The sequence below is a fragment of the Pseudomonas sp. BF-R-24 genome, assembly GCF_019947335.1.
In the GTDB taxonomy this organism is placed as follows: Bacteria; Pseudomonadota; Gammaproteobacteria; order Pseudomonadales; family Pseudomonadaceae; genus Aquipseudomonas; species Aquipseudomonas jessenii.
In genome coordinates, this window is record NZ_JAGYGG010000058.1 from 1 (window position 1) to 24114 (window position 24114).

31 protein-coding genes, 3 tRNA genes and 2 pseudogenes are annotated in these 24114 nt (G+C 53.5%); 22 read left to right on the plus strand and 14 right to left on the minus strand.

Annotated elements, in window-relative coordinates:
• The 5 genes from KGA98_RS26865 to KGA98_RS26885 all read left to right on the plus strand — a co-directional run.
• The coding region (locus KGA98_RS26865; protein WP_223504636.1) for an excinuclease ABC subunit UvrC at positions 1 to 988 on the plus strand (988 nt) is incomplete at its 5' end.
• A 32-nt stretch (positions 989 to 1020) separates the two neighbouring features.
• On the plus strand, positions 1021 to 1581 hold the full coding sequence (gene pgsA / locus KGA98_RS26870) for a CDP-diacylglycerol--glycerol-3-phosphate 3-phosphatidyltransferase (RefSeq protein WP_057714620.1): 561 nt from the start codon (positions 1021 to 1023) through the stop codon (positions 1579 to 1581).
• 63 nt (positions 1582 to 1644) lie between these two features.
• A tRNA-Gly gene (locus tag KGA98_RS26875) sits at positions 1645 to 1720 on the plus strand.
• Positions 1721 to 1766: 46 nt separating this feature from the next.
• Positions 1767 to 1840: transfer RNA gene (locus tag KGA98_RS26880), tRNA-Cys, on the plus strand.
• Between the two features lie 195 nt (positions 1841 to 2035).
• A tRNA-Leu gene (locus KGA98_RS26885) sits at positions 2036 to 2122 on the plus strand.
• Between the two features lie 80 nt (positions 2123 to 2202).
• Here KGA98_RS26885 and KGA98_RS26890 read toward each other — a convergent pair.
• From KGA98_RS26890 to KGA98_RS26905, 5 genes and pseudogenes are all read right to left on the minus strand, one after another.
• Positions 2203 to 3234, minus strand: coding sequence for a tyrosine-type recombinase/integrase (locus tag KGA98_RS26890; protein WP_223504638.1), 1032 nt, complete (start codon positions 3232 to 3234; stop codon positions 2203 to 2205).
• A gap of 1 nt (position 3235) precedes the next feature.
• Positions 3236 to 3442 carry a DUF4224 domain-containing protein gene (locus KGA98_RS26895; protein WP_223504640.1) on the minus strand — a complete coding sequence of 69 codons (207 nt, stop codon included), beginning with the start codon at positions 3440 to 3442 and terminating at the stop codon, positions 3236 to 3238.
• 916 nt (positions 3443 to 4358) lie between these two features.
• Positions 4359 to 5321: a GAF domain-containing protein gene (locus KGA98_RS26900; protein WP_223504642.1), complete on the minus strand. Its 963-nt coding sequence runs from the start codon at positions 5319 to 5321 to the stop codon at positions 4359 to 4361.
• A gap of 42 nt (positions 5322 to 5363) precedes the next feature.
• Positions 5364 to 5606, minus strand: a pseudogene (locus KGA98_RS28805) (DNA cytosine methyltransferase); the annotation flags it as partial.
• A gap of 60 nt (positions 5607 to 5666) precedes the next feature.
• Positions 5667 to 6326, minus strand: a pseudogene (locus KGA98_RS26905) (DNA cytosine methyltransferase); the annotation flags it as partial.
• A gap of 45 nt (positions 6327 to 6371) precedes the next feature.
• Here KGA98_RS26905 and KGA98_RS26910 point away from each other — a divergent pair.
• Entirely contained in the window at positions 6372 to 7064 is a 693-nt protein-coding gene (locus tag KGA98_RS26910) for a hypothetical protein (RefSeq protein ID WP_223504645.1), read from the plus strand.
• A gap of 147 nt (positions 7065 to 7211) precedes the next feature.
• Here KGA98_RS26910 and KGA98_RS26915 read toward each other — a convergent pair whose 3' ends face one another.
• Both KGA98_RS26915 and KGA98_RS26920 read right to left on the minus strand, forming a co-directional pair.
• Positions 7212 to 7520: a hypothetical protein gene (locus tag KGA98_RS26915; protein WP_223504647.1), complete on the minus strand. Its 309-nt coding sequence runs from the start codon at positions 7518 to 7520 to the stop codon at positions 7212 to 7214.
• The gene (locus KGA98_RS26920) at positions 7517 to 7786 is read right to left on the minus strand and encodes a hypothetical protein (RefSeq protein WP_223504649.1); all 270 of its coding nucleotides are present in this window, start codon (positions 7784 to 7786) and stop codon (positions 7517 to 7519) included. Before KGA98_RS26920 ends, KGA98_RS26915 begins: the two co-directional genes overlap by 4 nt.
• An 850-nt stretch (positions 7787 to 8636) precedes the next feature.
• On the opposite strand from KGA98_RS26920, the gene KGA98_RS26925 reads away from it, so the two are divergent.
• Positions 8637 to 8900 (plus strand): DUF1654 domain-containing protein, encoded by a 264-nt coding sequence (locus tag KGA98_RS26925; protein ID WP_223504690.1) that lies wholly within the window; start codon positions 8637 to 8639, stop codon positions 8898 to 8900.
• A gap of 357 nt (positions 8901 to 9257) precedes the next feature.
• Here the strand turns inward: KGA98_RS26925 and KGA98_RS26930 are convergent, their stop codons facing one another.
• The 4 genes from KGA98_RS26930 to KGA98_RS26945 all read right to left on the minus strand — a co-directional run bounded on the left by KGA98_RS26930 (position 9258) and on the right by KGA98_RS26945 (position 10914).
• Complete coding sequence (locus KGA98_RS26930; RefSeq protein ID WP_223504651.1) at positions 9258 to 9461, minus strand: hypothetical protein; 204 nt, start codon at positions 9459 to 9461, stop codon at positions 9258 to 9260.
• Between the two features lie 100 nt (positions 9462 to 9561).
• Positions 9562 to 9750, minus strand: a complete 189-nt coding sequence (locus KGA98_RS26935) for a hypothetical protein (protein WP_223504653.1) — start codon at positions 9748 to 9750, stop codon at positions 9562 to 9564.
• 47 nt (positions 9751 to 9797) lie between these two features.
• Complete coding sequence (locus tag KGA98_RS26940; protein ID WP_223504655.1) at positions 9798 to 10025, minus strand: hypothetical protein; 228 nt, start codon at positions 10023 to 10025, stop codon at positions 9798 to 9800.
• 4 nt (positions 10026 to 10029) lie between these two features.
• The gene (locus tag KGA98_RS26945; RefSeq protein WP_223504658.1) at positions 10030 to 10914 is read right to left on the minus strand and encodes a helix-turn-helix transcriptional regulator; all 885 of its coding nucleotides are present in this window, start codon (positions 10912 to 10914) and stop codon (positions 10030 to 10032) included.
• A gap of 104 nt (positions 10915 to 11018) precedes the next feature.
• Between KGA98_RS26945 and KGA98_RS26950 the strand changes: the two genes are divergently transcribed.
• The 11 genes from KGA98_RS26950 (at position 11019) to KGA98_RS27000 (ending at position 19146) form a co-directional block, all read left to right on the plus strand.
• Positions 11019 to 11213: a Cro/CI family transcriptional regulator gene (locus KGA98_RS26950; RefSeq protein WP_223504257.1), complete on the plus strand. Its 195-nt coding sequence runs from the start codon at positions 11019 to 11021 to the stop codon at positions 11211 to 11213.
• A gap of 94 nt (positions 11214 to 11307) precedes the next feature.
• Positions 11308 to 11910, plus strand: a complete 603-nt coding sequence (locus KGA98_RS26955) for a hypothetical protein (protein ID WP_223504661.1) — start codon at positions 11308 to 11310, stop codon at positions 11908 to 11910.
• 70 nt (positions 11911 to 11980) lie between these two features.
• Complete coding sequence (locus tag KGA98_RS26960) at positions 11981 to 12163, plus strand: hypothetical protein (RefSeq protein WP_223504663.1); 183 nt, start codon at positions 11981 to 11983, stop codon at positions 12161 to 12163.
• 11 nt (positions 12164 to 12174) lie between these two features.
• Complete coding sequence (locus KGA98_RS26965) at positions 12175 to 12957, plus strand: helix-turn-helix domain-containing protein (protein WP_223504692.1); 783 nt, start codon at positions 12175 to 12177, stop codon at positions 12955 to 12957.
• A 29-nt stretch (positions 12958 to 12986) separates the two neighbouring features.
• Positions 12987 to 13649, plus strand: a complete 663-nt coding sequence (locus KGA98_RS26970) for a replication protein P (RefSeq protein ID WP_223504664.1) — start codon at positions 12987 to 12989, stop codon at positions 13647 to 13649.
• On the plus strand, positions 13646 to 13864 hold the full coding sequence (locus tag KGA98_RS26975; protein WP_223504666.1) for a DUF3310 domain-containing protein: 219 nt from the start codon (positions 13646 to 13648) through the stop codon (positions 13862 to 13864). The genes KGA98_RS26970 and KGA98_RS26975 overlap by 4 nt, the downstream gene beginning before the upstream one ends.
• Positions 13861 to 14232 (plus strand): Ref family recombination enhancement nuclease, encoded by a 372-nt coding sequence (locus KGA98_RS26980; RefSeq protein ID WP_223504668.1) that lies wholly within the window; start codon positions 13861 to 13863, stop codon positions 14230 to 14232. The genes KGA98_RS26975 and KGA98_RS26980 overlap by 4 nt, the downstream gene beginning before the upstream one ends.
• Positions 14232 to 15560 carry a tyrosine-type recombinase/integrase gene (locus KGA98_RS26985; protein ID WP_223504670.1) on the plus strand — a complete coding sequence of 443 codons (1329 nt, stop codon included), beginning with the start codon at positions 14232 to 14234 and terminating at the stop codon, positions 15558 to 15560. Before KGA98_RS26980 ends, KGA98_RS26985 begins: the two co-directional genes overlap by 1 nt.
• Positions 15553 to 15873: a hypothetical protein gene (locus tag KGA98_RS26990; protein ID WP_223504673.1), complete on the plus strand. Its 321-nt coding sequence runs from the start codon at positions 15553 to 15555 to the stop codon at positions 15871 to 15873. The genes KGA98_RS26985 and KGA98_RS26990 overlap by 8 nt, the downstream gene beginning before the upstream one ends.
• Positions 15874 to 15877: 4 nt before the next feature.
• Positions 15878 to 16267 (plus strand): antiterminator Q family protein, encoded by a 390-nt coding sequence (locus tag KGA98_RS26995; RefSeq protein WP_223504674.1) that lies wholly within the window; start codon positions 15878 to 15880, stop codon positions 16265 to 16267.
• 464 nt (positions 16268 to 16731) lie between these two features.
• Positions 16732 to 19146 carry an SIR2 family protein gene (locus KGA98_RS27000; protein ID WP_223504676.1) on the plus strand — a complete coding sequence of 805 codons (2415 nt, stop codon included), beginning with the start codon at positions 16732 to 16734 and terminating at the stop codon, positions 19144 to 19146.
• Between the two features lie 69 nt (positions 19147 to 19215).
• On the opposite strand, the gene KGA98_RS27005 is transcribed toward KGA98_RS27000, so the two are convergent.
• From KGA98_RS27005 to KGA98_RS27015, 3 genes are all read right to left on the minus strand, one after another.
• Entirely contained in the window at positions 19216 to 20187 is a 972-nt protein-coding gene (locus tag KGA98_RS27005; RefSeq protein WP_223504678.1) for a P63C domain-containing protein, read from the minus strand.
• 144 nt (positions 20188 to 20331) lie between these two features.
• Positions 20332 to 20850 (minus strand): BRCT domain-containing protein, encoded by a 519-nt coding sequence (locus KGA98_RS27010; protein WP_223504680.1) that lies wholly within the window; start codon positions 20848 to 20850, stop codon positions 20332 to 20334.
• A gap of 101 nt (positions 20851 to 20951) precedes the next feature.
• On the minus strand, positions 20952 to 21161 hold the full coding sequence (locus KGA98_RS27015) for a hypothetical protein (protein WP_223504682.1): 210 nt from the start codon (positions 21159 to 21161) through the stop codon (positions 20952 to 20954).
• Between the two features lie 428 nt (positions 21162 to 21589).
• Between KGA98_RS27015 and KGA98_RS27020 the strand changes: the two genes are divergently transcribed.
• The 4 genes from KGA98_RS27020 to KGA98_RS27035 all read left to right on the plus strand — a co-directional run.
• Positions 21590 to 21925 (plus strand): phage holin, lambda family, encoded by a 336-nt coding sequence (locus tag KGA98_RS27020; protein ID WP_104449534.1) that lies wholly within the window; start codon positions 21590 to 21592, stop codon positions 21923 to 21925.
• Between the two features lie 129 nt (positions 21926 to 22054).
• Entirely contained in the window at positions 22055 to 22501 is a 447-nt protein-coding gene (locus tag KGA98_RS27025) for a DUF1737 domain-containing protein (protein WP_223504684.1), read from the plus strand.
• A 478-nt stretch (positions 22502 to 22979) separates the two neighbouring features.
• Entirely contained in the window at positions 22980 to 23579 is a 600-nt protein-coding gene (locus tag KGA98_RS27030; protein WP_223504686.1) for a terminase small subunit, read from the plus strand.
• A gap of 3 nt (positions 23580 to 23582) precedes the next feature.
• Positions 23583 to 24114: phage terminase large subunit family protein (locus KGA98_RS27035; RefSeq protein WP_223504688.1), on the plus strand; the 532-nt coding region annotated here is incomplete at its 3' end.

Sequence of the window (24114 nt, forward strand, 5' to 3'; positions counted from 1 at the left end):
GAACTTCTTCCCTCACGTAGGTATTGAAGAAGACGTTTCCGAAGTCATGGCCGCATTTCTAGGCCAGTACTTCATCAGCAGTCCTGAACGCGACTTGCCAAGCGAACTGATCGTCAATGTGGTCCACGATGACTTTCCCACGCTGATCGCCGCCATCGACGAGTTGCGCGGTCGTGAACTGACCATCAGCCATCGCGTGCGGGGCACGCGGGCGCGCTGGCAGCAATTGGCGGTGACCAATGCCGAGCAGGCACTGAGTGCGCGCCTGGCGAATCGTCAGCACATTACGGCGCGCTTCGATGCGCTGGCCGAGGTGCTGAAGCTGGATGAACCTCCACAGCGCCTTGAGTGCTACGACATCAGTCACTCCAGCGGCGAGGCGACGGTGGCGTCCTGCGTGGTCTTCGGTCCCGAAGGTCCGATCAAGGCCGATTACCGCCGGTACAACATTGAGGGTGTTACGGCCGGCGATGATTACGCGGCGATGCATCAGGCGCTGACCCGACGCTTCAGCAAACTGAAGGACGGGGAGGGCAAGCTGCCGGATATCCTGCTGGTGGACGGCGGTAAAGGTCAGTTATCCATGGCCCGCGACGTGCTCGATGAACTGGCCGTGCCTGACCTGATTCTGCTCGGCGTGGCAAAAGGTGCGACGCGCAAGGCCGGTTTCGAAACCCTGTACCTGAATGACGCTGCACATGAGTTCACCTTGCGCGGGGATTCACCCGCGCTGCACCTGATCCAGCAGATTCGCGACGAAGCCCACCGGTTTGCCATTACCGGGCACCGCGCCCGACGTGGAAAAACCCGTCGGACGTCTACACTGGAAGGCGTCGCCGGCGTCGGACCCACACGTCGGCGTGATTTGTTGAAACATTTTGGTGGATTGCAGGAGCTGTCTCGTGCAAGCATCGAAGAAATTGCCAAAGCCCCCGGGATCAGTAAAAAGCTCGCAGAGTTGATTTATGCAAATCTGCACAGCGAGTAGAATGCCCCCTCACCTCGCAGCCAGTTGTGCCGATGAATATCCCTAATCTGATTACCGTTCTACGCGTTCTGCTCATACCGATCTTCATTTTGCTGTTCTATCTGCCTTACCAGTGGAGCTACATGGCCTCCGCTTCGGTCTTCGCATTTGCTGCCGCGACCGACTGGCTGGACGGGTATCTGGCCCGCCGGCTGGAACAAAGCACACCGTTCGGGGCTTTCCTCGATCCGGTTGCCGACAAGCTGATGGTTGCGGTTGCATTGGTCCTGTTGGTGCAGGAACACGGAAACCTGTGGCTCACGCTGCCGGCTGCCGTGATCATCGGTCGCGAGATTGTCGTCTCGGCACTGCGCGAGTGGATGGCCGAACTGGGCGCTCGTGCCCACGTCGCCGTATCGAACCTGGGCAAATGGAAAACCGCCGCGCAAATGTTGGCGCTGGTGATCCTGCTGGCCAATTCCAAGGATTTCAGTTTCTGGGTCTTGCTGGGCTACACCTTGCTGATGGTGTCGGCTGGCCTGACTTTGTGGTCGATGGTCCAGTACCTGCGGGCTGCCTGGCCACATCTGAAGACCGACGTTGAAAAGAAATAAAACTTTTTTGAATCAAAGGGTTGACGGGGCTTCTGGATTCTATAGAATGCGCCACACCAAGACGCGGGAATAGCTCAGTTGGTAGAGCACGACCTTGCCAAGGTCGGGGTCGCGAGTTCGAGTCTCGTTTCCCGCTCCAAGTTTGTACGCATTTGATGTCGCGCTACTGACAGCAAATGTTTTGAGGCCGAGTAGCAAAATGGTTATGCAGCGGATTGCAAATCCGCCTACGCCGGTTCGATTCCGACCTCGGCCTCCACTAATAAACAAGCTCCGTAGATCTATGATTTACGGAGCTTTTTTATTTGCAATAGCCTGCAAGATTTAGTCTTGAAAAGGGTATTTGCGAACTTGCTTCACTGGGGCGGGATGTATATATTTCCACCTCTGCTGCACAAGCGTCAGAACTGCCAGAGCGTTATCTGGCAAAAGCTTGACGCTTCACCGCGCTACCGCCCGAATGGCGAAACTGGTAGACGCATGGGACTTAAAATCCCCCGCTCGTAAGGGCGTGCCGGTTCGATTCCGGCTTCGGGCACCATATAAATCAAGGGTTTGCGAGCGAAAGCTAGGCAAGCCCTTGTTCGTTTCTGGTCCGCAATTATTGGATTGGTCCGCAATTCACTTGGTTGGTGAGACTTTCTTCCCCTTTCTGTTGCGGATGTACTGCTCGGTCATTACAACGGTCGTATGCCCAAGTTGATCCCTGGCCTGCAAAATGTCACCGCTTGATTCGGCCTTGTCCGTGCCGGCTTTAGCACGTAGGTCGCGCATCTGGAACTCGGACTTTGCGACCCCGGCCGCTTCCCTGGCCAAGTCAAATCTTCCCCGCAACATCGCCATCGACATTGGTGTGCCATCTTCTGTAACGATCAGCCGCGTCGAGCGGACCTTGTGTCCTGACTTTCGAGACATAATTCGATCAATCAAAATCTTTAGCTCTCCAGTGATTTCAATCCGGCGCTTGGCGTTTGTCTTGCCTTGCAGTACCCATATCTGTCCATCGCGGACATCTCGTTCATCCATCAATCGAGTGTCGGTCACCCGTTGGCCAGTGAGATAGGCAAGATCCATAGCATCCTTCAGGCCTACATCTGCCTTCTCGTATACGCGCTTGAACAGTGCGTCCTCGATATAGATATCCCGGCCTGTCTCCTTGTTGCCCTTAATCCCTGCACAAGGGTTGGCGAGCGCGGTATAGCCGATATCACGGGCGAAGTTCCAGATCGCACTGAGCAGGGCCTTTTCTCTGTTGGCTCTTACCGGCGCGGCTTTGCGCCAAGTCAGATACTGGCGGACATGTAACGGTTGGATAGTTTCTAGCGGGGCTGGCGGATCGTCGAAGAATGACATCAGGTTTTTCATCTCCCTGATGTTGTCCTTTTGCGTTGCTGGTTTTTTGGTTGGTACGACATCGACCAAATACTTTTCGGCGACGTAGCGGAAGGTGATCACCTTGGCCACTAAGTCGGTGGCTGTGCGATCGCGTTCGAGTTTCGCGTACTCCATGATCGCCAGACCGTAATCGCTGCCTAGCGGGATCTCTCTGCGGTCCTTACCGCCGGTGTCGTAATAGTAGAAAACCCGGCCGCTGGCTTTCTTGCGTTCTCTCAGCCGGGCGATTGATCCGGGTTTGCTTGGTCGTCGTCCCATGTCAGCTAGCCTTGCGTGGTGTCCATGCGGGTTTTTCTGCTTCAAGCATACCGACCGCAGTCACTGCCATGGCAGTGACGCTTGGCCAGCCATTCACCTTGATGGTATGCCTGACGCCGTTCTTCTTCAGGTTGAGGATCTGACCTGCTTTGGTCCGCGCGCCGGTGAGCTCGCAAACCTGCTCGTGGGATAAAAACTGGATGTTCATGAGCGTTTCCATGCCGCGCGCGGCGGCAGAAGGGGGGGTGGGCTTACTTGCGGCGTTGGAATTCAGTGCAGCGCACAATCACGGCCTGAGCGTCCCCGGCCAGCGCCGGTATGGTGCTGAACGGTAGATGGCTGCATTTGCGGTGGACGTGGATGCAGGCGGAGCACATTCCGCCTTTCGGCTGGTGTGTCATCGCTGCGACCCCTTGTAGATGAGCCTGAGCATGTAGAGCGGCGCTGCTATGGGCAGGAGGATCATGACCGCCTCCCCATTTCAGTGGCTGCTACAACGATTGCGCGGCGTGTCGCTGCGAACGGATCGTAGTGGTGGACCGACCTGCCTTGTAGGAGAAAGGGCCTATCACGGCAGGTGTAGGTGTAGGTGTAGGTGCAGATTCGATTTCGATGCGGCCAGCTTTGTGCCTGGTCGTGCTCGAGCGGTGGAGGAGTGGGTTATTACGTTGCTTCGGCTTGGCGCTCGGTAACTCGCCATTGATCATTGGCTCGTCCCAATGCCGTCATCGGCGGAGGGCCACCTCTTGGGTTTCGGTGGGCCTCTTGCAGCGGGCGCTTCGGCTGATGATGTAGTCAGCGGGAAAGCCCTGCAGGGCTTGCGGTCTGAATGAGTGCTTCCAAAACCATTCGTGAATGATGATATTGCACTGCCGTATCTATCGGCGTAAAAAAGCCGGCTTTGATTCGGCCGGCTTTTAATTGATTAATCTTTACTGTATATCTCTTTCTTAAAGTAGTTTCCGCTTTTTTTAACTTCAGACTCTACCCAGTCCGTGGAGTAAGAGTTGTTGGACTTTGAGCTTTCTACTAGAAAACTTTCGAAACTCATATTTACGGAGATTACTTTTTCAGCTCGGCTGTCAGCTTCTTTGGGCTCGGAGGTTATTGAGTGAAGATACTCTTTAAGGCTCATTGCGCTTTCCTCCTGGCGGTGCTTCAATTGCTGCTACGTTTCGTTCGATATATATTGATAAGAGCTTTGCTGCAGTCAGCGCAAAAAATTTGTCTCGTTCCCAATCAAACTGCCCTATATGACTGCTGGTGAAGACTAGCACACCTAGCGGTTTTTTTCCATTGTGAGCATTGCATGAGTCGCTAATCGGTATCGACATAAATGAGCGATATTTAAATCTATCAGTGGGCTCATTAGTCGTAGAGTTGGCTAGTTCTGAACTTTCCAAAATGTCATGGCAAATTTTCGCTTCCTGTTGTACGAAAGCTAGCCCAACATGTCCAAATCCCGGCTTCCAGCGGCGGTTGGATGTTGAAAGTCTGTCGTCATGTTTTCGCCATGCGATGAATAAGTCGTCGCTGGTGGAGTCGTATAAATACAAAGCCATATTGTACAAGCTGTCGCCATTGTACCCAAATAGTTGGGTGCGGTGCTTAGCTATATGCCAGAGCATTGCCTGTAAGCCTTTCTCCCAGTTTCGCCATCGACTTTTTAGTAAGCCGTTATCTGGTTGGGCATTTAGCTCTTCAATGCGTGACTCAAGCTCAAGCGTCATCAAGTATATGACACTTTGTTGAGTTGCTGAGGCCTCGTAAAGAAGTTCGGCGCGAGGAATTATTTCGTTTTCATACTCTTCGTTTTTTTCTACTATTTCATCTACTGCTATCGAAATTGATCTTCTGTTTGCTGCGGTGAACATCGTCCATGCAAATTTCAAATGGATCAGGCCAGCTATCGAATACAGCGTGATTTCTGTGCCGCTAAGAGATGTTTCGGTGAAGAGTTTACTTGCGAGTAGACCGATTATTATCGGGGCGAGTAATGTCATCCAAGTATTTGCACAATAAATTGAAAATGACGTTAAGCGGCCTTCAATTATTTTGTTTTGCAAGTTGTGGGATTTTACTTCCATTTCCGGGGCTCTTGGTTTAGTAGTATCTATATGCTCTATAAATCAATAAGCGTCAAGTAGCGCAGAGTTTTCTAAGAGGCTCATCAGCCTTTTGCCCAGCCATTGGACTAACGGGACCGCCTTGCTGTTGCCTATAGCCTTGTATCGCGGGCCGTCAGAGCATTTACTGGCGGGCTTGCCGCGCCAAGTGATCTGAGTGTAGTTGTCCGGAAAACCTTGGCATCTCTCCCACTCGATTACGCTAGTACGGCGCACTCCTTCTGGCTCCAGCACATATGCCTCTCGGTCATCGAGAGAGCCGCCCCCATGCGCCGTGAGAGTAGGATGAAGTGCAAATTCCGCTGGCCGTCTCGGCGGGCAATCCCTGCGAGTGCCTTCTCGCTCAAAAAGTACCTCGGTGGTATCGAACCCGTCTCGAGCACTTGCGACAACGAACACACGACGGCGTCGTTGGGCCAAGCCGAAATATTGGGCGTCCAGGACCCGCCACGCGATTGTTCTTTTGGGTCCATACACACAACCAGCGTCCGGCCACCTTTTCCCTGAAGGCTGCAGCTCGCAGTCTTCCCCAGCAAGCGCGCCAAGAAAGCATCCGAAGGCGTTCCCTTTGTCACTGAGGACACCAGGGACGTTTTCCCAGACGATGACACAGGGAGGCTTTCGGTGGCTGGCGCGAACATAGTCAGTTGCATCTGCGAGCTCCACGTATTTGATTGTGAGGGCGCCGCGCGGATCGGCGAGACCTTCGCGCATGCCAGCGACACTGAAGGCCTGGCACGGGGTTCCGCCGATCAGTACATCAGGGGCTTCGATCTTGCCGGCCAGCACCTGGGCACCGAGTTTGGTCATGTCGCCGAGGTTCGGTGTATTCGGATAGTGGTGAGCGAGCACCGCGCAGGGAAAGGCTTCGATCTCAGCGAACCAAGCGGCGCGCATACCTAAAGGATGCCAGGCCTTGGACGCGGCCTCGATTCCGCTGCAAACGCTGCCATAGCTAATGGCCATACTGTATTCTCCGTAGATTATTGAAAGGATAATTTTGGGGTAACCATGAGCGAACAAGAAAATGAAGCTTTCTTCGAAGCTGCTCGAAAAATGCAGGAATCTTCAGAGCAGTTCTCTAAAGAGCAGATGAGCTATGCATCTAAACTCGCGGATAAAACACACGAATATGAACGGCGTTTACGGAGTGTAAAGCTGGCTGTTACGTTAACAGCCTTAGTCGGATCGCTCACTGCAATGGTCTCGGTGACGAGTCAGTTCTTTGGATGGGACAGCAATCGATCAATAATTTCTAGAGGACTTGTTTTTTCGGATCCAAGCAAATTTGCCTCTGTTGATGAAGTCGAAGTGCTAAGGGCCTCAGTTTCAAAAGCCGATGAGTTACTCAGTGCGGCTATGAGACAGATTAGTCAACCAAATAATAATGGCCAAGCTCAGATTATCGAACTTACCTCGCTAAAGGCGACAGTGAAGTCCATTGATGAAAGACTTGCGATCTTGGAACGGTCAATTTCTGATAACCCTGAGAAGGCACTCTCTATTCCCATGTTGAGGAAGGATCAGGAAAACATGAGTAAGGCGATCGAAGGGAACAAGATTGCAGTTAGTGCTGAGCTAACTCGGATTTACGATCAGCAAAAATGGATCCTTGGGGGAATAGGTACGGTCTTATTTGCTGCAGTCACTGCATTACTTACCGCGCTGTTTAAGATGGTTTTTAAAGTGAAAGAGACGGACTGAGCGTCAGTTTTTTTGTGGGGATTTTGACTGCGATTTCGCGTTGGGTTCCTGCTGTTCCTCGGCCATGGCCTGCCTCTTCAATTTCGTGGGCCGGTAGATCCAGCCATGTCTGTCGTCGGCGCTGGCGCACTTGGTTGCTGAGGCGCTTCATGATTTGAACTTGAAGCTGTTCTCGCTGGCGATTAGGCGGGCGCGCTTGTGATCAATGCCGAGTGCTTCAGCCGCTTTGTTCAGTGAGGAACCGCTCTCGGCCATGGTCTTCAGCACCGGTGCGATTTTGTCTCGTCCTGCACGCAGCTTGTTGCTGTGGGCACTGCCGAAGCCGAGGGCTTTCTCACCGGTGACACCTGGTTCGATTTCCTGCACCGATTTGCCGGCGCCGAAGTAATGCTCCAGCTGCTGGTTCAGGGTCTCGATGATCGAGTCTCGCGGGTGGGGCATTGGTACACCGATCACTGCGCACCTCCGGGGAGGCGGCTGGCCTGATTCTCGAGCTGGATCGCCATGTCTATGGCCGCCTGGTAGGTCCAGCGGAAAGCCTTGGTCTTGCCGGTGACCAGATCCACGATGTGGTAGGCCTTGCCGACAGTCTTCACTTGGAAGCGCACCTGCTTCTCGGGCATCGCCATGCCTGCGAGGCGGGCAAACTCTCCACGAGCGGCCTGGGTGCGAATCATCAGCACTCCGAGGACGTCCCGGCGCTGTTGGATCATTGGATGCATGGTGCATTCCTCAGTGTGGGTTGCGGTTATTCGTCAGCACTCTGGCCGCCTGCTGGTTGCCGTCGGACGCAAGGGAGAGTGCTGACGGATAAAGGCAGGCGTAAAAAAGCCCGATCGGAACCGGGCTTTGATTGCGTCACGAAGACCTCCCTACGTGATCGCAGGTGCCGCCTTTGGGCGGGCTTCGATATCGGTCGGTTACATGGTTGCCAATCCTCTATGTGTTGGGGGAATGCAGGGGGCCGGTGCGCGACCGGTGTGTGCTCATCCGCATCGGTGAACCCTGAAGCGATGGCACATGGACCATCCAACGATCGTTGTGCTTCAGAGCTCACCGATGCGGCCTGGTGCTGGGGAGTACCAGGTGCTCGGGGCCGCTTTGCCGGCCAGTCAGTACCTCGGCCCGAAGGCGTTGGGACATTCGTTTTCCCGTCTGGCCCTGTCGCCAAGGCCAGCCAGTGAAATCTGTCATTCCGTCCTGCTTAAAGAGCTTGGTTCCAGTCGATCCCCGGGAGGGGGCTGGGAGATCACTTCGCTGATCCCGAGCTATCTGGCGGCTTCACCAGTCTTGTGGCGAGCCTCATATGGCCCTTCGCAGTGGCTGTGTGTCGCTGCGATGGATGCAGTTAACCATCGGTATATTTTAGCGTCAATACCGGTGGTTAATTTATTTTGATGTGAGCTTGTTTTGGCGCCATTTACTACTTCGCTACCTAGCGCTTTTGGGATATTCCATAAAGCGCGGCCTCGCTATAGTTCCTAATACTGGGCGTATATACAGTATCTAGGGGGTTGTGTGGGTAAGGCAAAAAAGCAGCAAAAACCAGCAGTGCGACAGGTAATCAGCGGGATGGAGCGGCTTGGTCTGCGCGTTTCATCAATGATCAATCACCCGACCGCTCAACATCAGCGATGGGTGACCATCCACCGCCTGGACACTGATGGCGATCAAGAGTGGGAGGAGGTGATGGGGCTTCTTTCCGAGACGGACGATCTGGAGATGGCGTTCAACGACGATGAGTCGGTGACGTTGAGGTGGGAAGCGCGATCAGACGAGGATCGCGTGCTTGAGGTGGCTGACTTGGATGAGGTGGAGGAGCCTGCGCCTTTCTGAAGGTCAAAAAAATGGCCCGCATGCGGGCGGGCCTAATTGGGATTCTGCAAAGGAGTGCAAGCAATCTGCGCCCGATACTGTGGGTGATTCGTGAAAAGCATGTCGCAGAAACGAAAGGCCCGATCAGTGGCGGGACCAGGCTTTCAAGAGGGGGAGATGGGGAGGGCGGAATCAGGAAGTAAAAACCCCCGCATGTGCGGGCAAAATCATTCGCCGATCCTTCAGCAGTCGTATGGCCAGTGTATATCGAGTGTGCAGAGGCGCAAGGCAGAAACGAAAAAGCCCGGCGCTGGGCCGGGCTTAGAGATGGATGTCCACCTTCACCTCATCCGCAAACCCGCCGGCTGACTTGTACCCTCAATGGAGAATCCTGCGACTCTCTCCAATCCTGATCCGATCAAGCGCCCGGTTTAATGCGTCCAAGGCATCGAGGAGAGCTTTCGCCTCGGCTTCCCGGCCATCTCCCCATAGGCGTTCGGCCATTTTGTTCAGAGCTTGGATGGATCTTTCAATTTCAGCGGCAGTCGCTGCTGCTTTGCTTTCCGTCTGTTTCTTCGTCATTGTGTAACCCGTTTGCAGGGCGTTGCTCGTATTTCAGTTTCTAGTGCGAATTACCGCCGCGGACAGTTACTCCGCTCCCCCCGCACTTTCCTTCCTGCCTTCATCCAGCCATGGCAATTCTCAGCGCTACCGCCGCTTCAATAAGCTTATTCGCCTGCTTTACAACAGCCCAAGCCTGGTCAACATTCCCAGCCTCTTTGAGCATTGCAGCCAAATCGAGCAGCTTCCCCGTCTCGCTCTCAATGGCGCGAACAGATTCCAATATATGGTATTGAAGCGAGTGCGCCATGCCGTCAACCCTCGATCTGGATCTGCTACAAATCCCCGTCGCGCCATCTACTCAGGCTTGGCTCGCGTTATTTGCCCAACCTTCACCTCATCCGCGAGCGCCGCAACCCGATCTGCACGCTCATACATCTTTGCAATCAGCTTGAGCACGGCAGCCACCTCAATATCGCGGCAGTCCTTTGTAATGCTGAGCACTTCGTCTGCGGCCTGCTCGATCTCAAGCCCTAGCGCCTTGAGTTCGCGATGCAGTTCTTGGTTGGGCTTGGTGAGTGCCATGGTGTCAGACCTTCTGGGCATTCCAGACAAGAAGAACCTTCGCGTGGATGGTTACATCGTCGATGCGCACGGTCTGGTTTTCGTAATGCTTGTTGTCCGAGATCATCCGTAAATGATCTTCATCGACCTGCTGCAATCGCTTGATGTAGAGAAGGCTGTGCCAGGTGAGCACATAAACCCCGTCGCCAATGAATTCGTTAATTCCGCGATCAACGATCACTGGGTCTTTATCATTGATCGTGCCTTCCATGCTCTGACCCCAGCCGGTGATCATAGCCAGCGCAGCAGTAGATGTGTAGGTCACTCCCTTCTCGCGCAGCACATCCTCCCGAACGATCAGGTTACGGATTGCCTCGTTGTAATCGGCTGGAACTTGCCCGTGCCCCATTGCGGCGCGCACGTCGTACTGCGGAATTAAAATCTCATCTGGTCGTGCTCGCAGTCCGGAGAAATCAGCCTCGATTACGTTGCTTGCTTTCACCTCATTCGCGGTTTCCGCAACGGCTCCAGCGATCCTCTGCCGTGCTTCCTCCGGCAAATTTTTCCCGTACTTAGCTAGCATCTGATTAACGATATCTGCGGATGACTTTGACGGCTCATTTGCAGTTTTCGCAACCGGAACCCTAGTCATCGCCGCTATCTCTTCTGCCAATCGAGAGCTGAACGCCTCAACCGGCTCATTGAGCATCCGCGCAAGTACCGAAGCGAACTGCGCATTCAAAGGGTTGATTCCTTTGAAATAAAGGTTCACCGCAGCAGGCGTCATGCCGGCCGCGTCCGCGATTTTCTTTTGGCTCAGCTTCAGCTCGTTCTTCTTCGCGAGGAAGAGGGCGTGCGCGGCTTCGCACTCAGCCATGCGGTCTGGCGGCAGGATTCGTTTTTTAGTCATCGGGCGAATTTATACCAATGGTTAAAAATTAGAAGAAACCATCGGTATTGATTAAAAATTAACAGATGGTTAATATTGGCCTCGTCAACAGCAGAGGCATGACCATGAATGAGACTCCCCTCGACAAGTTCGTGGCTGACAAAGGGCAGTCCGAAGCCGCAAGGCTTCTTCGGGTTACTGCGCCAGCCATTCACAAAGCCTTAACCGCGAAACGGGACATCCGAGTGCTTGAGCTTCCAGATGGAAGCTTCCAGGCGAAAGAGCAGCGTCCGTTCCCATCCCAAAAATCAGCCGCATAACCAATTTCAACAACCTGGAGCGTCCCCATGTACATGGACCCCAATTCCCCTGTCACCTGATCCGTTGAATCAAGAATACGAACGAGAGAGCCTCATGGAAACGTCGAATTTGCGACACGAAACACGCGATGCGGTCTTGGTTGCTATGGCGCGAGACATGATCGCTCGTACGAGCATGAGCCAGGACGGCTTTGCAGAGCAGCTCAACCATCAACTCTTTGATCGTGCTCCAGAACGTTGCAAAGAGAAGGGCTTTCCTGATCTGCAAGGGATGACCAAGACCGCAGACATGCAGGCTTATGGCCGCGCCTACAAAGCGTGGAGCAAACGTGTTGAGCGCTGGCTCGACGACAGCGGAGACCGTATCGAAATCCCTTCGTGGATTGAAGAGTCGTGGGTTGTGGCACTCGACCAACCTTGGCGCGACCGTGCACTGATCGAGCTATCGAGTCGTTACGGCCTTCTTGCTGTTAAGCAGATTGGCTCGGGCATCGATGACGCCCTCCAGGTTTTCGCTGGCATCTCGATGAGCTTCGGTCATGTCGCCGGGCTTGGCGGAAAGGTTTTTGCTGACGGCGTGTTTGACCAGAACGACCACGTTTACGCCGAGTCATTCGAGTCCTTCTGCCGTTCCCTTGCTGCGCATGCGGTTGCCATGGCTGATCAAGCAGCGGTTGTTGCTTCGAAGACTCACTAAATCCCAGGCACAAAAAAGCCGGGGTGCAACCCGGCTTCTTCAACAACGTGTAAAACAATGTGGCGTCATTATGAACACGATCGCTAACCCCGGCAATACCCACCATGTCGCGACACTTTTCGAGCAATCGCAAATCTTGTCACGTCACACGATGTCGTCACGCGAGATCGCCGAGCGTGCTGCCTTCGATCCAATGGTCACGCCCAAAGTCCTTGCTCGCTTGGCTGAAATTAATATCGGAGCCTCGCTGTGAGTGTTCAAGCAATGTCCTGGGCGCTCTCTTTGCCCATCCAATCCCTCAAAGACCCCAGCGCCAGGCATGTGCTGTTGTGCTTGGCCAACTACGCCGGCTCCAACGGTGCTGGTGCCTTCCCATCCGCTTCGACCCTGGCTCAAGACACCGGCCTGTCTGAACGCACTGTCCGTTACAAGCTGAACGATCTGGAGAAGTCCGGACTTATCCAGAAGGGCAATCAAGCCATTGCCGCCGTGCACATCGACCGTCATGACCGCCGCCCAGTCGTTTACGACCTTCAATTATTGCGGGGTGCAAATTCTGCACCCCGTACAAAACGGGGTGCAGATGACGCCACGGGGTGCAACTCACAACAGAACGGGGTGCAGCCTACGACCGAACGGGGTGCAGCCACTGCACCCAATACATCAATTAACCATCAAGTAACCGAAGAGCAGCAGCAGCGCGAGATTTCCGAAGTCATCGCCGAGCAGGATCGTCAGGCCCTCGCCGCCGATGATCGCCAACGCTTCGCCATGTTCGCCACCTGGGCACCGAGTGATAAGGCGTTGGCTGATCAACTCGCCATCGCCGGCTTGCCTGACGACGCGGTCACTGACGAACTTCTCGCAGGGTTCAAGGGGTTCTTCGTCGCTAAGCCTTCGACCGTCGACAGCGCTGCGGGCTGGTGCTTCCGTCTGGTCGCCTGGGTCAAGCGTGAGCGCGTCAAGGCGGCGGGATCCGCATCACCTGCCGCTTCGGACGAGTACGACGACGAAAACACCGAATGGATGAATGGGGGTGCGAAATGAGAGCAGTTTCCACGGTAGCGGCACAGGCAGTGACCAAGGTTCGCCACGGCGAATTCATTGACGCGAGCACCGAAGTTTCGGTGAAGGCCCAGCAAGATCAGGCCCATGAAACCGGCAAGGTGATCAACCAGCTGTTCCGCCAGTTGCGCTCGATCCGAACTGCATGGCGTCAGGCGTGGCCGGATGCGAAGGCCTACAAGGAATCGAAAGCCACCTGGTTACAAGCGTTCATCGAAAACGGCATCTGCACCCAGGAGCAGATCGATATCGGTCTGATCCGCTGCCGCGCCGAACCTTCCGACTTCATCCCGAGCGTAGGCAAGTTCATTCAAGGCTGCGTGCCTACGCCGGAAATGCTCAACCCACCGCTGCCGAACGTGGAGACGGCTTACAAGCAGGCCCTGCGTAACTGCCATCCAACGATGCACGGCATCGCGAAGTGGTTTCACCCGGCCGTCTACCACGCGACCGCTGCCGCCGGGTTTAACAGCCTGCCACTGCTCAGCCGCGAGCTTGGTCTGATCAGTTTCGAAAAGCGGTATCTGGAGCAGGTTCGCAAGGTCTGGATGGGCGAGCAGCTCGGCCCAGTGCCGGTTGCTGAATTGGCAGAACCGCAAGCTCAACGAACCCCAGATGTTGGCAATAAGGCCATAGCTGAATTGCGCGCGCGTCGCGCTGGAGCATCCGCATGAGTGCATTGAACACCCAAGTCGCTGGCGGTCATTACAAATCGCTGAAAATCCAGCCCATCGAATACATTCACGCGAACAGCATTCCCTTTGCCGAAGGCAGCGTCATCAAGTACGTGACGCGGTGGCGCGACAAGGGTGGTCTCGCGGACTTGGAGAAGGCCAAGCACTTCATTGAGTTGCTGATCGAGCTTGAACAGGCGAGGGAACCGGGATGAATGGTCGCTCGGTCACTGCCCAGCAGAAGCACTGGCACAACACTCTGGTCACCACTGTCGGTTGCGTGGCTTGCCGCGTCTCGATGGATATTCACAACGACCATTGCAGCATCCACCACGTTGACGGCCGCACCAAGCCGCACGCGCATTGGTACGTATTGCCGTTGTGCGCTGGCCACCACCAGCACGGCTACGGCGGCGACGGGTTTCCCGGTTTCGCCGTGCACGGGCAGAAGGTCGCTTTCGAGCAGGCGTATGGCCGTCAGGCTGATCTGGTTCAGGTGTGCGCCAAGGTTGTAGCCGAGTCGGGCTCCGATGTACCGGCGGCGTTCATGGCTTGGCTCGACGGTTCCGAGGTGGAGGCCTGATGAGCAGCGCCGCCGTGAAGATCACCGACGCCGAAATCAAACGCCAGGCCGCCGGCGACGTCCGGGATCTGCGTGACATCGAGAATCGTGGCCTGTACCTGCGTTTTAATCAGGATCGATCTCGGGCGTCCTGGTATCTGGTCACCAAGCGTAAGTGGAACCGCATCGGCAGCTTCCCCGGCCTCAGCGCCAAGCAGGTCGTGGCCGCTTTGCCATCCATTCGGCTGCGCCTCGATGCCGGCGCTGGTTCAAGCCTGTCGAAGTGGATCACTACCGGCGAATTGCTGAACTGGTACGCCGAGCGCATGGCCCGAGACCGCAACCTGTCGGACAAGCGCAAGGGAACCGGGGCGTCGCTTATCAAGTGCCACTTGGTCCCATGCCTGGGCGACCTGCCGTTGACCTGTATCGACCGGGCGGCTCTCGACGCCATGCTCATGTGGCCGGCGCAAGAAGTAATCACCATTGACTATCTGCGCTCGGCGTTCCAGTTGCTGGCGTTGGCGTTCCGTCAGGCCTTTACGCTGGGGTTGATCACGCTCAACCCCATGGCAGTCATGAAGTTCCGCGACTTCTCCAGCGCGAAGGTCGGTGTCAGGCCGTCCAGGCTTCGGGGTACGGACTTGCCGTTCCTGCTGGACCTGTTCGCCATGTACTTAGATACCTCGCCCACTCTCCGTCAGTTGAGACCAGCAGATCTCGAACCTGCCAACGGCCTACTGGCTCTGCTGATGCTCTGCCATGGCACCCGCATCGGCGAAACCCGTCAGGCGCGCTGGTCACACATCAGCCTCGCTGAGCGCGAGTGGTTCATTCCGGCTGAACACACCAAGACCGGCGTGGAGCATCTACTGCCGCTGACCGATCAGGTGTGCAAGGTGCTGATCAGCTATCGCGAGACCCAGCGGGCCAAAGGGTATGAAGGTCAGTTCCTGTTTCCGTCCCGTAAAGGCAAGGCGTTGAGTGAGGGGCAGGCGTGCGCCGTGTTCACCGAGTTGGGGCAGGGCGAGTGGACCAGTCACGACCTGCGCAAGGTGGCCCGTACCGGCTGGGCAGACATCGGCATCGACCATCTGATTGGTGAACTGCTGATCAACCACGCCATGGGCCACAACGTGAAGGTGTACATCCAGTCGGACGTGATGGGTCGCAAGCGCAATGCCCTGGAGCAGTGGCACGCACATCTAGACCAGAAGGGCTTTGCCCTGATTCACGGGTTGACCGGCGTTAGATTGGGAGATTCTGGTAATCAGCTACAGCCCACGGAAGACGTGGCTTTGAGTGCTATTCCAAAAACAACCATAGGCGAGGATTTAAAACATGCATAAAGGGCATGGGTTCGGTTTTAAGAGGCCGCGGATCGAGCTTGAGCCTTGCCCGACCTGCATGGGCAAAGCGGTAGTGAAGGGGCTGTTTTATGAATTGATTTGTACTGCTTGCAATGGATCAGGTTGGGTTGTTCTGGGAAGCAGACTGGTGCTGTCTTTGGACGAGTTAGTGACCCAGTTGAGCTTCAAATTGCAGCAGGTTCAGCGCGAAATTGAAGTGCTTCAGCAGGACTCGTCGATATCTGGCCCGGCCGAGTACTACCAAATGAACAACCGTCGGGGTGCCGGCGGATCAAATTACACTGGGGATTGAAAGCATGATGATTCGTAAGCCGGCAGGCCGACCATTGGGGGATACCGAGTACCTGTTGGAACAGTGGGGATGGTGGCGAATGGACGGGGCAGGGATACCCAATTACACCTCACCGACATTTGCGCTGATGCGCCAGGCGATGCCGCAGGTGTCGTCGAGCAAGAATTATTGCATCACAGACGAGTGGGCCGGAGCAATTGACAGCGCAGTGGCACGGCTCTCACATCGTGATCAACAGATGGGCGATATTATTTGGCTTTACTACGGCGCCAAATGGTCCATGGTCCGAGTTGGCAAGCACTACGGCATAAGCGAAGGGAGAACGCGGGAACTGGCGAGAGCAGGGGCGGCATGGATCGATTGTGCTGTCGATGCAATACGGCAAGCTGCTTAATCGACCCAACCAGCTGTTTGCATCGAATTTGACCTCGAAGTTTCGAGGCGTTGACCGGCACAGAACGACCCAAAGCGGTCATTTTCCATAGGCAGCTTTCGGTCCAGGCTGTGTAAAAACGCAGGCACCGATTTTAAGCCCGCGTTGCTACGTAAAATCTGCCCGTGCTTGTTGAAGTAGCGCGGAGCTGAAATTTACGTAGGAACGGAATTTTCGCTCTGTTTCTGACCGTCAAACCAGCTCCAAAACGTTTTTACACAGCCTTTGCCACTAGCGGAAATTCGGTTCGGATACGACCCTTGGCGGAGATTGGTTATTGTCACTTTCTAGAACAAGCTGGCTGAAGGTATGCCTATGAAACCTAGAAGATTTACGTCTAAATTTTGGATGAAATTGACGCGATGATGGCTCAGTGCAATGATGGTGTTCTAGGTGCTTTTCAATAATTTTTTGAGAGATGACAGATGGAACTGACCGAAGCGATTAAACACGCCATAGATGGAAACGCAGTTTTGTTTACGGGGTCTGGATTCTCTTACGGCTCACAAAATCTTGAAAAACAATCGCCGATGAATGGCAGGGATTTCGCTAAGTTTCTTTTTTCAGAATGTGGCGTGACCGACGCAGATGACAATTTAGCTCTCGCCTCTCAACTTTACGTACAAAAGTTTGGCTCTGCCAAATTGGCTGAATTATGCCGAAAAACTTTTTCTATCAGAGCGCCCGCTGAGCATCACCTGGAAATAATGAAACTTCCTTGGCAGCGTATCTACACAACAAACTACGATGACCTACTCGAAAAAAGCTCAGCTGAGAATGGTAAGGCACTAGTTCCATTAACGCTCGAGGACTTGCCAGAAAAATACATTTCTAGCGCCAGAATCTGCCTGCATGTGAATGGTTTTATAAATAAACTTTCCGTATTGGATTTGGCTGGAGGCTTCAAGCTAACCGCAGGAAGCTATCTTTATGACGGGCTAACTGGCTCCAATTGGGCAGGCGTCTTGCGCCAAGACGTCCGGTTAGCTCGTGCTATAATATTTATTGGATACTCTATGTATGACCTAGATATCCAACGATTATTTCACGCCGAAGACATTAAGCAAAAAACGATATTTATTACTTCCCCGTCACCTTCTAGCACTGATCAAATAATGCTGCCGTTGTTTGGCAATGTGCTGCCGATTGGAATTCAAGAGCTGGCCAAGTGCGTCAGTGTGGAGTCTCGCACATACACTAGAACCAAAGATAGAAACATTTTTATTGCGCTTGAGAAAATAAGTGCCCCTTCTATGTCTCGGCAGCCAAACAACGCAGACATCGAAAAGCTATTTCTATATGGTCAGATCGAGAATACCCTACTATCATCCCCTAATGATGGTGGTCACTCAAGAAAGTATATCGTTGATCGCCTAGCCAACACACATATATCTGAAATTTTAAAAACCACGGAAGATATTGTATTGGTAAGTGATCTTGGGAATGGGAAAACTGTAGCGCTTGAACAGTTGTCACAAAATCTTGCAGGCATGGGATGGAATGTATATAAATTCTCTTCTGATACGAAGAACTCCCGGCAAGAGGCCATTCAATTATTGGATCTCCCTGGAAATACAGCGTTAATCATAGATAACTATGTCCCTTATCTTGAGTTCATCGATTTCGTCTCTATTCGTCGGACAGGAAAGAACTTCAGGTTCATACTTACGGGTAGATCCCATGTGCATGAGGCTTTTAGGGATCGATTAGAGAATGCTTTACGTACTACGACATTTGCTGAACTAGACCTTAACCGACTAAATAGAAACGAAGTCAATGACATAATTGAGCTCATTGATAGTTACGGCCTGTGGGCAGAGTTTTCGGCGTTTAGTGACTTAGAAAAATTGAACATTGTGAGAGCTGGTTGCGATGGGCAATTACATCAGTTGTTATTAAAACTTTATAACTCACCACACATTTCTGAAAAAATTTCCTCGTTGTTTCTGCAATTACCTAACCATCTGCGTAGAATAGCAATTGCAGTCTTCATATTAAAAGGGAGTGGATTGTCTAGCGATAGAAGCATCCTTAATGAACTTTTAAAAGATGCCCCCCTGATTCGCCTCTCAAACACCGATAGAGAAAGCGTCCAATTTCTTTGGGATGACTCCACGGGTCATATCAGGCTAAAGTCTTCTGTTTTAGCTGAATATTACTTAACTAAATTGGCAGATGCTTCGGTGGTGGTGGATATCTTATTGGAGATGTTTTTACAAGCACTAAAGCTGCGTGATCACTCTTCGGAATACGAGTACTTCATGCGTAGCATTATGAGCTTCAGTGCCTTACAAAAACTTTTGCCGAAGAATGGATTGCGCGGGGCTACGATCAAGTTTTACGAAGCTATTCAAAGCACGGACTTTACAAATCGAAACCCTCATTATTGGCTTCAATATGCTATCGCTCGGCTATCTTTTGAAGATGATTTAGATGAGATTGCCCCGTACTTTAAGTCTTCTTATGCGCTTGCCAAGAATATCAACTACGACACTTATCAAATTGATAATCATTACGCAAGATTTCTCATGGTCAAGGCAACAAGAGAAAAAAATTACGAGCTTGCGTATAATTTGTATTTGGAGTCTAAAGCTTTACTTACTAAGCAGATGCTTCACGAGAAAAAGCATTACCCATACAGAGTCGCTGCAACAATAAATGAGTTCGTGAGAGTGCATCACTTATCGATAACACCGCATCACCGCATTGAAATATTGAACTACAGTAAAGACGTGATCAATAGGATTGCTCAGTTACCGTTCGAAGTCCGTCGCCACAAGCATGTGACCACATGCCTAGCCTCGCTACAGTCTGCAATTACTGAGCTCACTACGAGTTAAATTAATCAGGGGGGGTGATAGTCTCCTACCAACCCCCTCAGTCACATAGGCCAGGCTCTATTGCCTGCGCTATTTCAAGTCAAGGCTCTGTTGGCCATATATCTTTTCCGCAATGAACCTTTCGTACTGTTCTCTGGAATCGGAAACTGTGGCCATACCAATGATCTTGCCGATTTGTGTGCGTAACGCTTTCACGCCAATTTCAGACAAGAACATGTGAATTTTGTCACCTTTCTCGCCGTTGGATTGCTTGCTCGACTTTGCGAGGCTGAAAACCTTTCCATGACTACGGGCAAGTGGCTTGTAGATGTGGTCTATCGTAAGGTACTTGAACTCCCATGGCCGGCCACGTTCTGGCTTCTCAAGTCCATACAATCGATACCATTGCTCATACAGCTCTGAGGAAAACTCCCTTTCGTACTCTCTCGCTTCTTCTCGGACATAAAGCTTATAGGCTTCGATGACCTCTTCTTTGGTGCGATCGTATCCTGAGAGGGCGTACACCAATCCTTGAATACCAGCTTTTGCTGATGCACCAAGGATGATTCGAGCTTGATTTACGATCCGTTCATATCGAGGGCTAAGCTCATCTCGGCCGTAAGCTAGGACCAGCGAGTGACAGATATCAATTAATAGGCCTACTTCGTAGCCATTAACCTGCCCCTGGAATTGGCCACTCGCTCCCGCATGATCACCCTTGAAAATCAAAGGGTTATCTATCTTTTTTACAATATCCGCTCCCAGGGCTTTAGAGATCATTTGCCCATTCGCAAAGCGAGGAAGAGCACTACCGCCGGATTCTGAATTGAGGAGGATTTCAGCCATGCCGCGCTGACTAATTACTGCGGTTTTACTGAGATCGTCCAAGACATAGCAATCAACATCTATACCAAATGCGTCCTTGAAATTTCCTTTGTGAGTAACTCCATATCCCCATCTGGCAGCAGCTGCCGCCTTTGCAATATTCGATCGCTCAGCAGGGGAAAGCGCCTTGGCTCGCGCTTTTCCGCCAACAGCTTTTGACTCATTTTTTTTGATCATGCAAGCATCCTCACATTGGTATGCTTGCATGGTATTGGATGCAACAGGGAAAATGCAAGCATAAAAAAAACACCATGCTTGCAAGATGATGTCTTTTAGAATGCTTATCTACACACTTGCAAATCCCCGTCGCGGTAGAGCTTCTTAAGGCATCTCACCGGTCGTGATCAGGTTAAGAAACTGCTCTGCGTCAATGATAAAAGCCCCGGCCTCCTGCGCTTTCACAACCTTAGTCGGTCCAGCGTTATCGCCATAACAGAGGAAGGTAAGCGTTTTGCCTGGAGTAGTCATAACCTTCAGCCCGAAATCTACAGCTTTTTGTTCAAGCTCGGTCCGATATGCAGCCGCGAACCCTGTGAAAAGAATTTGATTTACTCCGCCAGGCGGTGCCTTGGGCTGCGGCGTGCTAGACGTGGCTTCCAATGCTGCGAGGGCAGACGGTCTCGGCTTTTGTTGAAGGCGTGGGGCTGTAGGTGCGGCGTCGTTCAGTAATAACTCCGCTCCAAACAAGACCTCAATGATGCGATCCTTCCGAAACGTCTTTGGGAATGAATCGCTGGCGGAGCGCCCCTGAATGTAAACTGAGTTCTCCGACCACTGAATCAGCTCCCGCTCACTCAAATCGCCCTTTGCATCTCTGTAACTGAACTTGATAGTCGTCACCGGCTTCACTCCCCTGTGATTGTCATTTCACCAGATCCATCACACCAACTACTCTGCGCCCCGCACAATCCTTCCCGCCTTCACCTCATCAGCGATTGCAGTCACTCCGGGGCCATCAGCACCGCGAGCGACATCTTGATGAACTCTTCATTCCGGTCGATCGTGACCAGGGCGCTGCGCACGTTTTCGGCGACGTCTGCCGAACCGCGTTGCTCGACCCATAGCGTGAGTTCCATGATGGCAGCCTCTAGGGCGAGCTGATTTTCGTTGATCTTGAATAGCAAGGATGGGAGTAGATCTGTGCTTGGCATTGTGAATTCCCCGTGGAGATTTCAGCGTAGCAGTAGATTTCTGGCTGGTTAGCGGTGGAGCTGACAGGACGCCAGAAGTAGGGGGAAAACGGAATAGTTTTGTAACGCTTCGGGGGCGAAGGGATTTTTTACAAAGATGGCCAACGCGAATGCAAACTTGTGGTCAAGTTGGGTGCAATTTTGTATTTATTGCGGAAAAGCCTTTTCCGCGCGGAATAGACCTGCTTTTATTGCAGCGTGTGTTGCTGTGAACGCAGCGAGACGCCTTTCAAGAACCCGACCATTGAGTCGGGTTTTTTGTGCCCATTTGTGAGCCCTGCCATCGAGCAGGGCTTTTTCGTTTTTGGTTCCGCCACCCCCTTCGCTCCGAGCTGGGAAGTGCTGCTGGAACCAATCTATTGAGCTTCCCGAAAAGGGGAGAGATCCGGATGACCAACATGCCCGATAAACCAGACACATGGCTGCTCGTTCTCGCGTGGCTAGGTCAGCATGCGCCGACGATCTACGCCGGAGCGTTGTCATTCGTGGTCGGTGCCTTGCGGATCATTTACGGCGGCGGCACACGACGACAGGCGCTACTTGAGGCTTCGCTGTGCACGCTGATCACCATTGGCTTGATTCCGTTACTGGAGTACTTCGGCTTACCGCAGAACTTCGCCACGGCTGCGGGTGTGTTCATCGGATTTCTTGGCGTGAAGAAGATCGCCGATCTGGCTGATCGGTTCGCTGACTTCAAGTTTCCCAAATCGGATTCGGCTCCATGAAACGCTGCCCTTGGCTGCTGCCTTTTGTGCTCCTGCTGGCCTACGCCATAACAGGCCACATCCACTGTGGTGATTCGCCGGCCTGTCAGCCCGCTCGCCGCTCAATCATTCAATCGTGAGATTTAGAGAATGGCCTACACCCAATACGAAACCGTCGTCGCCAACACTCCTGAGGAGTTGACGATCAAGCTGGCCCAGGCCATTACCGAAGGCTGGCAGCCCTACGGTAGCCCTGTCTCCATCACTGAAGGCTTTCAAGTGCTTCAGGCTGTGGTGAAGGGAACGAACAATGCAGTCGGCACGCCAGGCGACATCACCTCGGAAAACATTTCGGACGCCTCGGATGTCGGCAAGGCCGTGCTGGTGAGTGTCGACGCCGCCGCTGCTCGTGTTGCTATCGGCAGTGGGACTTCCGACTTCTCGGGCAGCTACAACGACCTGACCGACCAGCCAGTCATTCCCGCTGAGGGTGATGCCGCGCTGTTGGAAGCCGGTACCGACCTCGTCGCGCATACCTGGTCCGCCAAACTGATCCATGACGAGATTGTCCGCCAGATTGCAGCGCTTCCGGCATGAGCATCACACCCGCAATCTCGACTGCCTCCGTTTTAAACGCGATCTCCAATCAGCGTAGGACCAGGTTTCCAAAACCACCGGGGACCCTGGCAACTTCCAAGGAACACGGGGCATAAGACTCGCGCAAACGCGTTAGCGGCACCCTTCCAAAGTTAGTTAACTGGTTAACTCCCTTGGTTAACTGGGCTGAAAGCCTTATGGGCTGTGGTTTACAGAGCAGTTAACTTAGGAGTTAACCAGGTTAACTCGGTAAACTCTTGATTCGTCTGTAAGCCAAGCGGGCCGTGGCTTGCAAAGCGGTTAACTAAGGAGTTAACCGAGTAAAACAGTTGGTTAACTCCCCAGGCAGCTTCAAAAACACCTGAAAGCCCAGCAGGCCATGGCGTGCACAGCGGTTAACCCAGAGTTAACCGAGTAAATTAGTTGGTTAACTCTTGGTTAACTCACGGCTCCGTCGAGTTAACCGAAAGGCATGGACATGACATCACTCACCAAAGCGGAGTTCGCCACGCGCCAAGGCTGGTCGAAACCCTATGTGTCGAAGTTGGCCAAGAGCGGTCGTTTGGTTCTGATGGCGGACGGCATGGTGGATGTCGAGGCCACGGACCGGCTCCTGTTCAGCACTGCGGATCCAAGCAAAGCCAATGTGGCGGCGCGACATGAGCGCGAACGGATACAGCGCAGGCCGGAAGGCAATACCCCGGGCCCCCAGATCGAATACGAGCCTTCAGCCGTTCTTTCGCACCATGCCCCATTGGCCGGCGAGGGCATCCCGGACTTTCAGGAGTCGCGCGCCTACCGCGAGTTCTATGAGTCACGCCTGACCGAGAGCGAATTTCACAAAAATCGCGGCGCCCACGTCGAGTTGGAGGCCGTTAAAACGGCGGCATACACGACCGGGCGGATGTTACGGGATCTGTTGCTGGGTATGCCGCCACAGTTGGCCCCCGAATTGGCCGCCATGAGTGATCACAGGCAAATCGAGAAGCACCTCACTGCCGCATTGCGCCGGGTGTTGGACGATGCCGAACGGATGTCCTCGACAGATCTCATCCATTCTTTGACTGCAGCGAGCTAATCCATGTCAGCGGAAATGCCCGACGGTGCAGCGGTGTACCGGGAGGCTTATTTCCGCGGGCTGCGGCCAGAGCCGGATGTCTGGATCGATCAGTGGGCTGACGAGTTCATGCGCATCCCGCGGGATGCCGGGGCCGCCGAACCCGGGCAGTACCGTACGGCGCGGACCCCGTATGCCCGCGAGCCCATGCGTTGTTTGTCACCGGCCCATCCGTGCAAGCGCGTGGTCACCATGGTGGCCTCGCAGTTGATGAAAACCCAGATCGCTTTGAACTGGATTGGCGGCCTGATCCATATGGCACCGTCCAACATTCTCACGCTGCTGCCCAGCCTGGGGTTGGCCAAACGAGTCTCGTCGCGTATCGGCAAGACCATCAAAGCCACGCCGGTATTGCGCGAACGTGTAGCGGCGAACCGTTCGCGGGATGCGCGCAACACCATGGACACCAAAGAGTTTGAAGGTGGTTCGCTGTATGTCACCACCGCGGGCTCAGCGGCGAACCTTTCGGAGTTGTCGGCCCGGTACATCTACGGCG

What these genes read in the sequence shown, in the direction of transcription:
- KGA98_RS26985 (WP_223504670.1), top strand. Translation starts at nt 14,232, where the DNA reads ATGAGCAGCGCCGCCGTGAAGATCACCGACGCCGAAATCAAACGCCAG.
- KGA98_RS26895 (WP_223504640.1), bottom strand. Translation starts at nt 3,442, where the DNA reads ATGAACATCCAGTTTTTATCCCACGAGCAGGTTTGCGAGCTCACCGGC.
- KGA98_RS27005 (WP_223504678.1), bottom strand. Translation starts at nt 20,187, where the DNA reads ATGATCAAAAAAAATGAGTCAAAAGCTGTTGGCGGAAAAGCGCGAGCC.
- KGA98_RS26930 (WP_223504651.1), bottom strand. Translation starts at nt 9,461, where the DNA reads ATGACGAAGAAACAGACGGAAAGCAAAGCAGCAGCGACTGCCGCTGAA.
- KGA98_RS27030 (WP_223504686.1), top strand. Translation starts at nt 22,980, where the DNA reads ATGACATCACTCACCAAAGCGGAGTTCGCCACGCGCCAAGGCTGGTCG.
- KGA98_RS26990 (WP_223504673.1), top strand. Translation starts at nt 15,553, where the DNA reads ATGCATAAAGGGCATGGGTTCGGTTTTAAGAGGCCGCGGATCGAGCTT.
- KGA98_RS26965 (WP_223504692.1), top strand. Translation starts at nt 12,175, where the DNA reads ATGTCCTGGGCGCTCTCTTTGCCCATCCAATCCCTCAAAGACCCCAGC.
- KGA98_RS26995 (WP_223504674.1), top strand. Translation starts at nt 15,878, where the DNA reads ATGATGATTCGTAAGCCGGCAGGCCGACCATTGGGGGATACCGAGTAC.
- KGA98_RS26940 (WP_223504655.1), bottom strand. Translation starts at nt 10,025, where the DNA reads ATGGCACTCACCAAGCCCAACCAAGAACTGCATCGCGAACTCAAGGCG.
- KGA98_RS26925 (WP_223504690.1), top strand. Translation starts at nt 8,637, where the DNA reads ATGGAGCGGCTTGGTCTGCGCGTTTCATCAATGATCAATCACCCGACC.
- KGA98_RS26950 (WP_223504257.1), top strand. Translation starts at nt 11,019, where the DNA reads ATGAATGAGACTCCCCTCGACAAGTTCGTGGCTGACAAAGGGCAGTCC.
- KGA98_RS26910 (WP_223504645.1), top strand. Translation starts at nt 6,372, where the DNA reads ATGAGCGAACAAGAAAATGAAGCTTTCTTCGAAGCTGCTCGAAAAATG.
- KGA98_RS26975 (WP_223504666.1), top strand. Translation starts at nt 13,646, where the DNA reads ATGAGTGCATTGAACACCCAAGTCGCTGGCGGTCATTACAAATCGCTG.
- KGA98_RS27025 (WP_223504684.1), top strand. Translation starts at nt 22,055, where the DNA reads ATGGCCTACACCCAATACGAAACCGTCGTCGCCAACACTCCTGAGGAG.
- KGA98_RS27015 (WP_223504682.1), bottom strand. Translation starts at nt 21,161, where the DNA reads ATGCCAAGCACAGATCTACTCCCATCCTTGCTATTCAAGATCAACGAA.
- KGA98_RS27020 (WP_104449534.1), top strand. Translation starts at nt 21,590, where the DNA reads ATGACCAACATGCCCGATAAACCAGACACATGGCTGCTCGTTCTCGCG.
- KGA98_RS26900 (WP_223504642.1), bottom strand. Translation starts at nt 5,321, where the DNA reads ATGGAAGTAAAATCCCACAACTTGCAAAACAAAATAATTGAAGGCCGC.
- KGA98_RS27000 (WP_223504676.1), top strand. Translation starts at nt 16,732, where the DNA reads ATGGAACTGACCGAAGCGATTAAACACGCCATAGATGGAAACGCAGTT.
- KGA98_RS26890 (WP_223504638.1), bottom strand. Translation starts at nt 3,234, where the DNA reads ATGGGACGACGACCAAGCAAACCCGGATCAATCGCCCGGCTGAGAGAA.
- KGA98_RS26945 (WP_223504658.1), bottom strand. Translation starts at nt 10,914, where the DNA reads ATGACTAAAAAACGAATCCTGCCGCCAGACCGCATGGCTGAGTGCGAA.
- KGA98_RS26980 (WP_223504668.1), top strand. Translation starts at nt 13,861, where the DNA reads ATGAATGGTCGCTCGGTCACTGCCCAGCAGAAGCACTGGCACAACACT.
- KGA98_RS26955 (WP_223504661.1), top strand. Translation starts at nt 11,308, where the DNA reads ATGGAAACGTCGAATTTGCGACACGAAACACGCGATGCGGTCTTGGTT.
- pgsA (WP_057714620.1), top strand. Translation starts at nt 1,021, where the DNA reads ATGAATATCCCTAATCTGATTACCGTTCTACGCGTTCTGCTCATACCG.
- KGA98_RS26935 (WP_223504653.1), bottom strand. Translation starts at nt 9,750, where the DNA reads ATGGCGCACTCGCTTCAATACCATATATTGGAATCTGTTCGCGCCATT.
- KGA98_RS26920 (WP_223504649.1), bottom strand. Translation starts at nt 7,786, where the DNA reads ATGCATCCAATGATCCAACAGCGCCGGGACGTCCTCGGAGTGCTGATG.
- KGA98_RS26960 (WP_223504663.1), top strand. Translation starts at nt 11,981, where the DNA reads ATGAACACGATCGCTAACCCCGGCAATACCCACCATGTCGCGACACTT.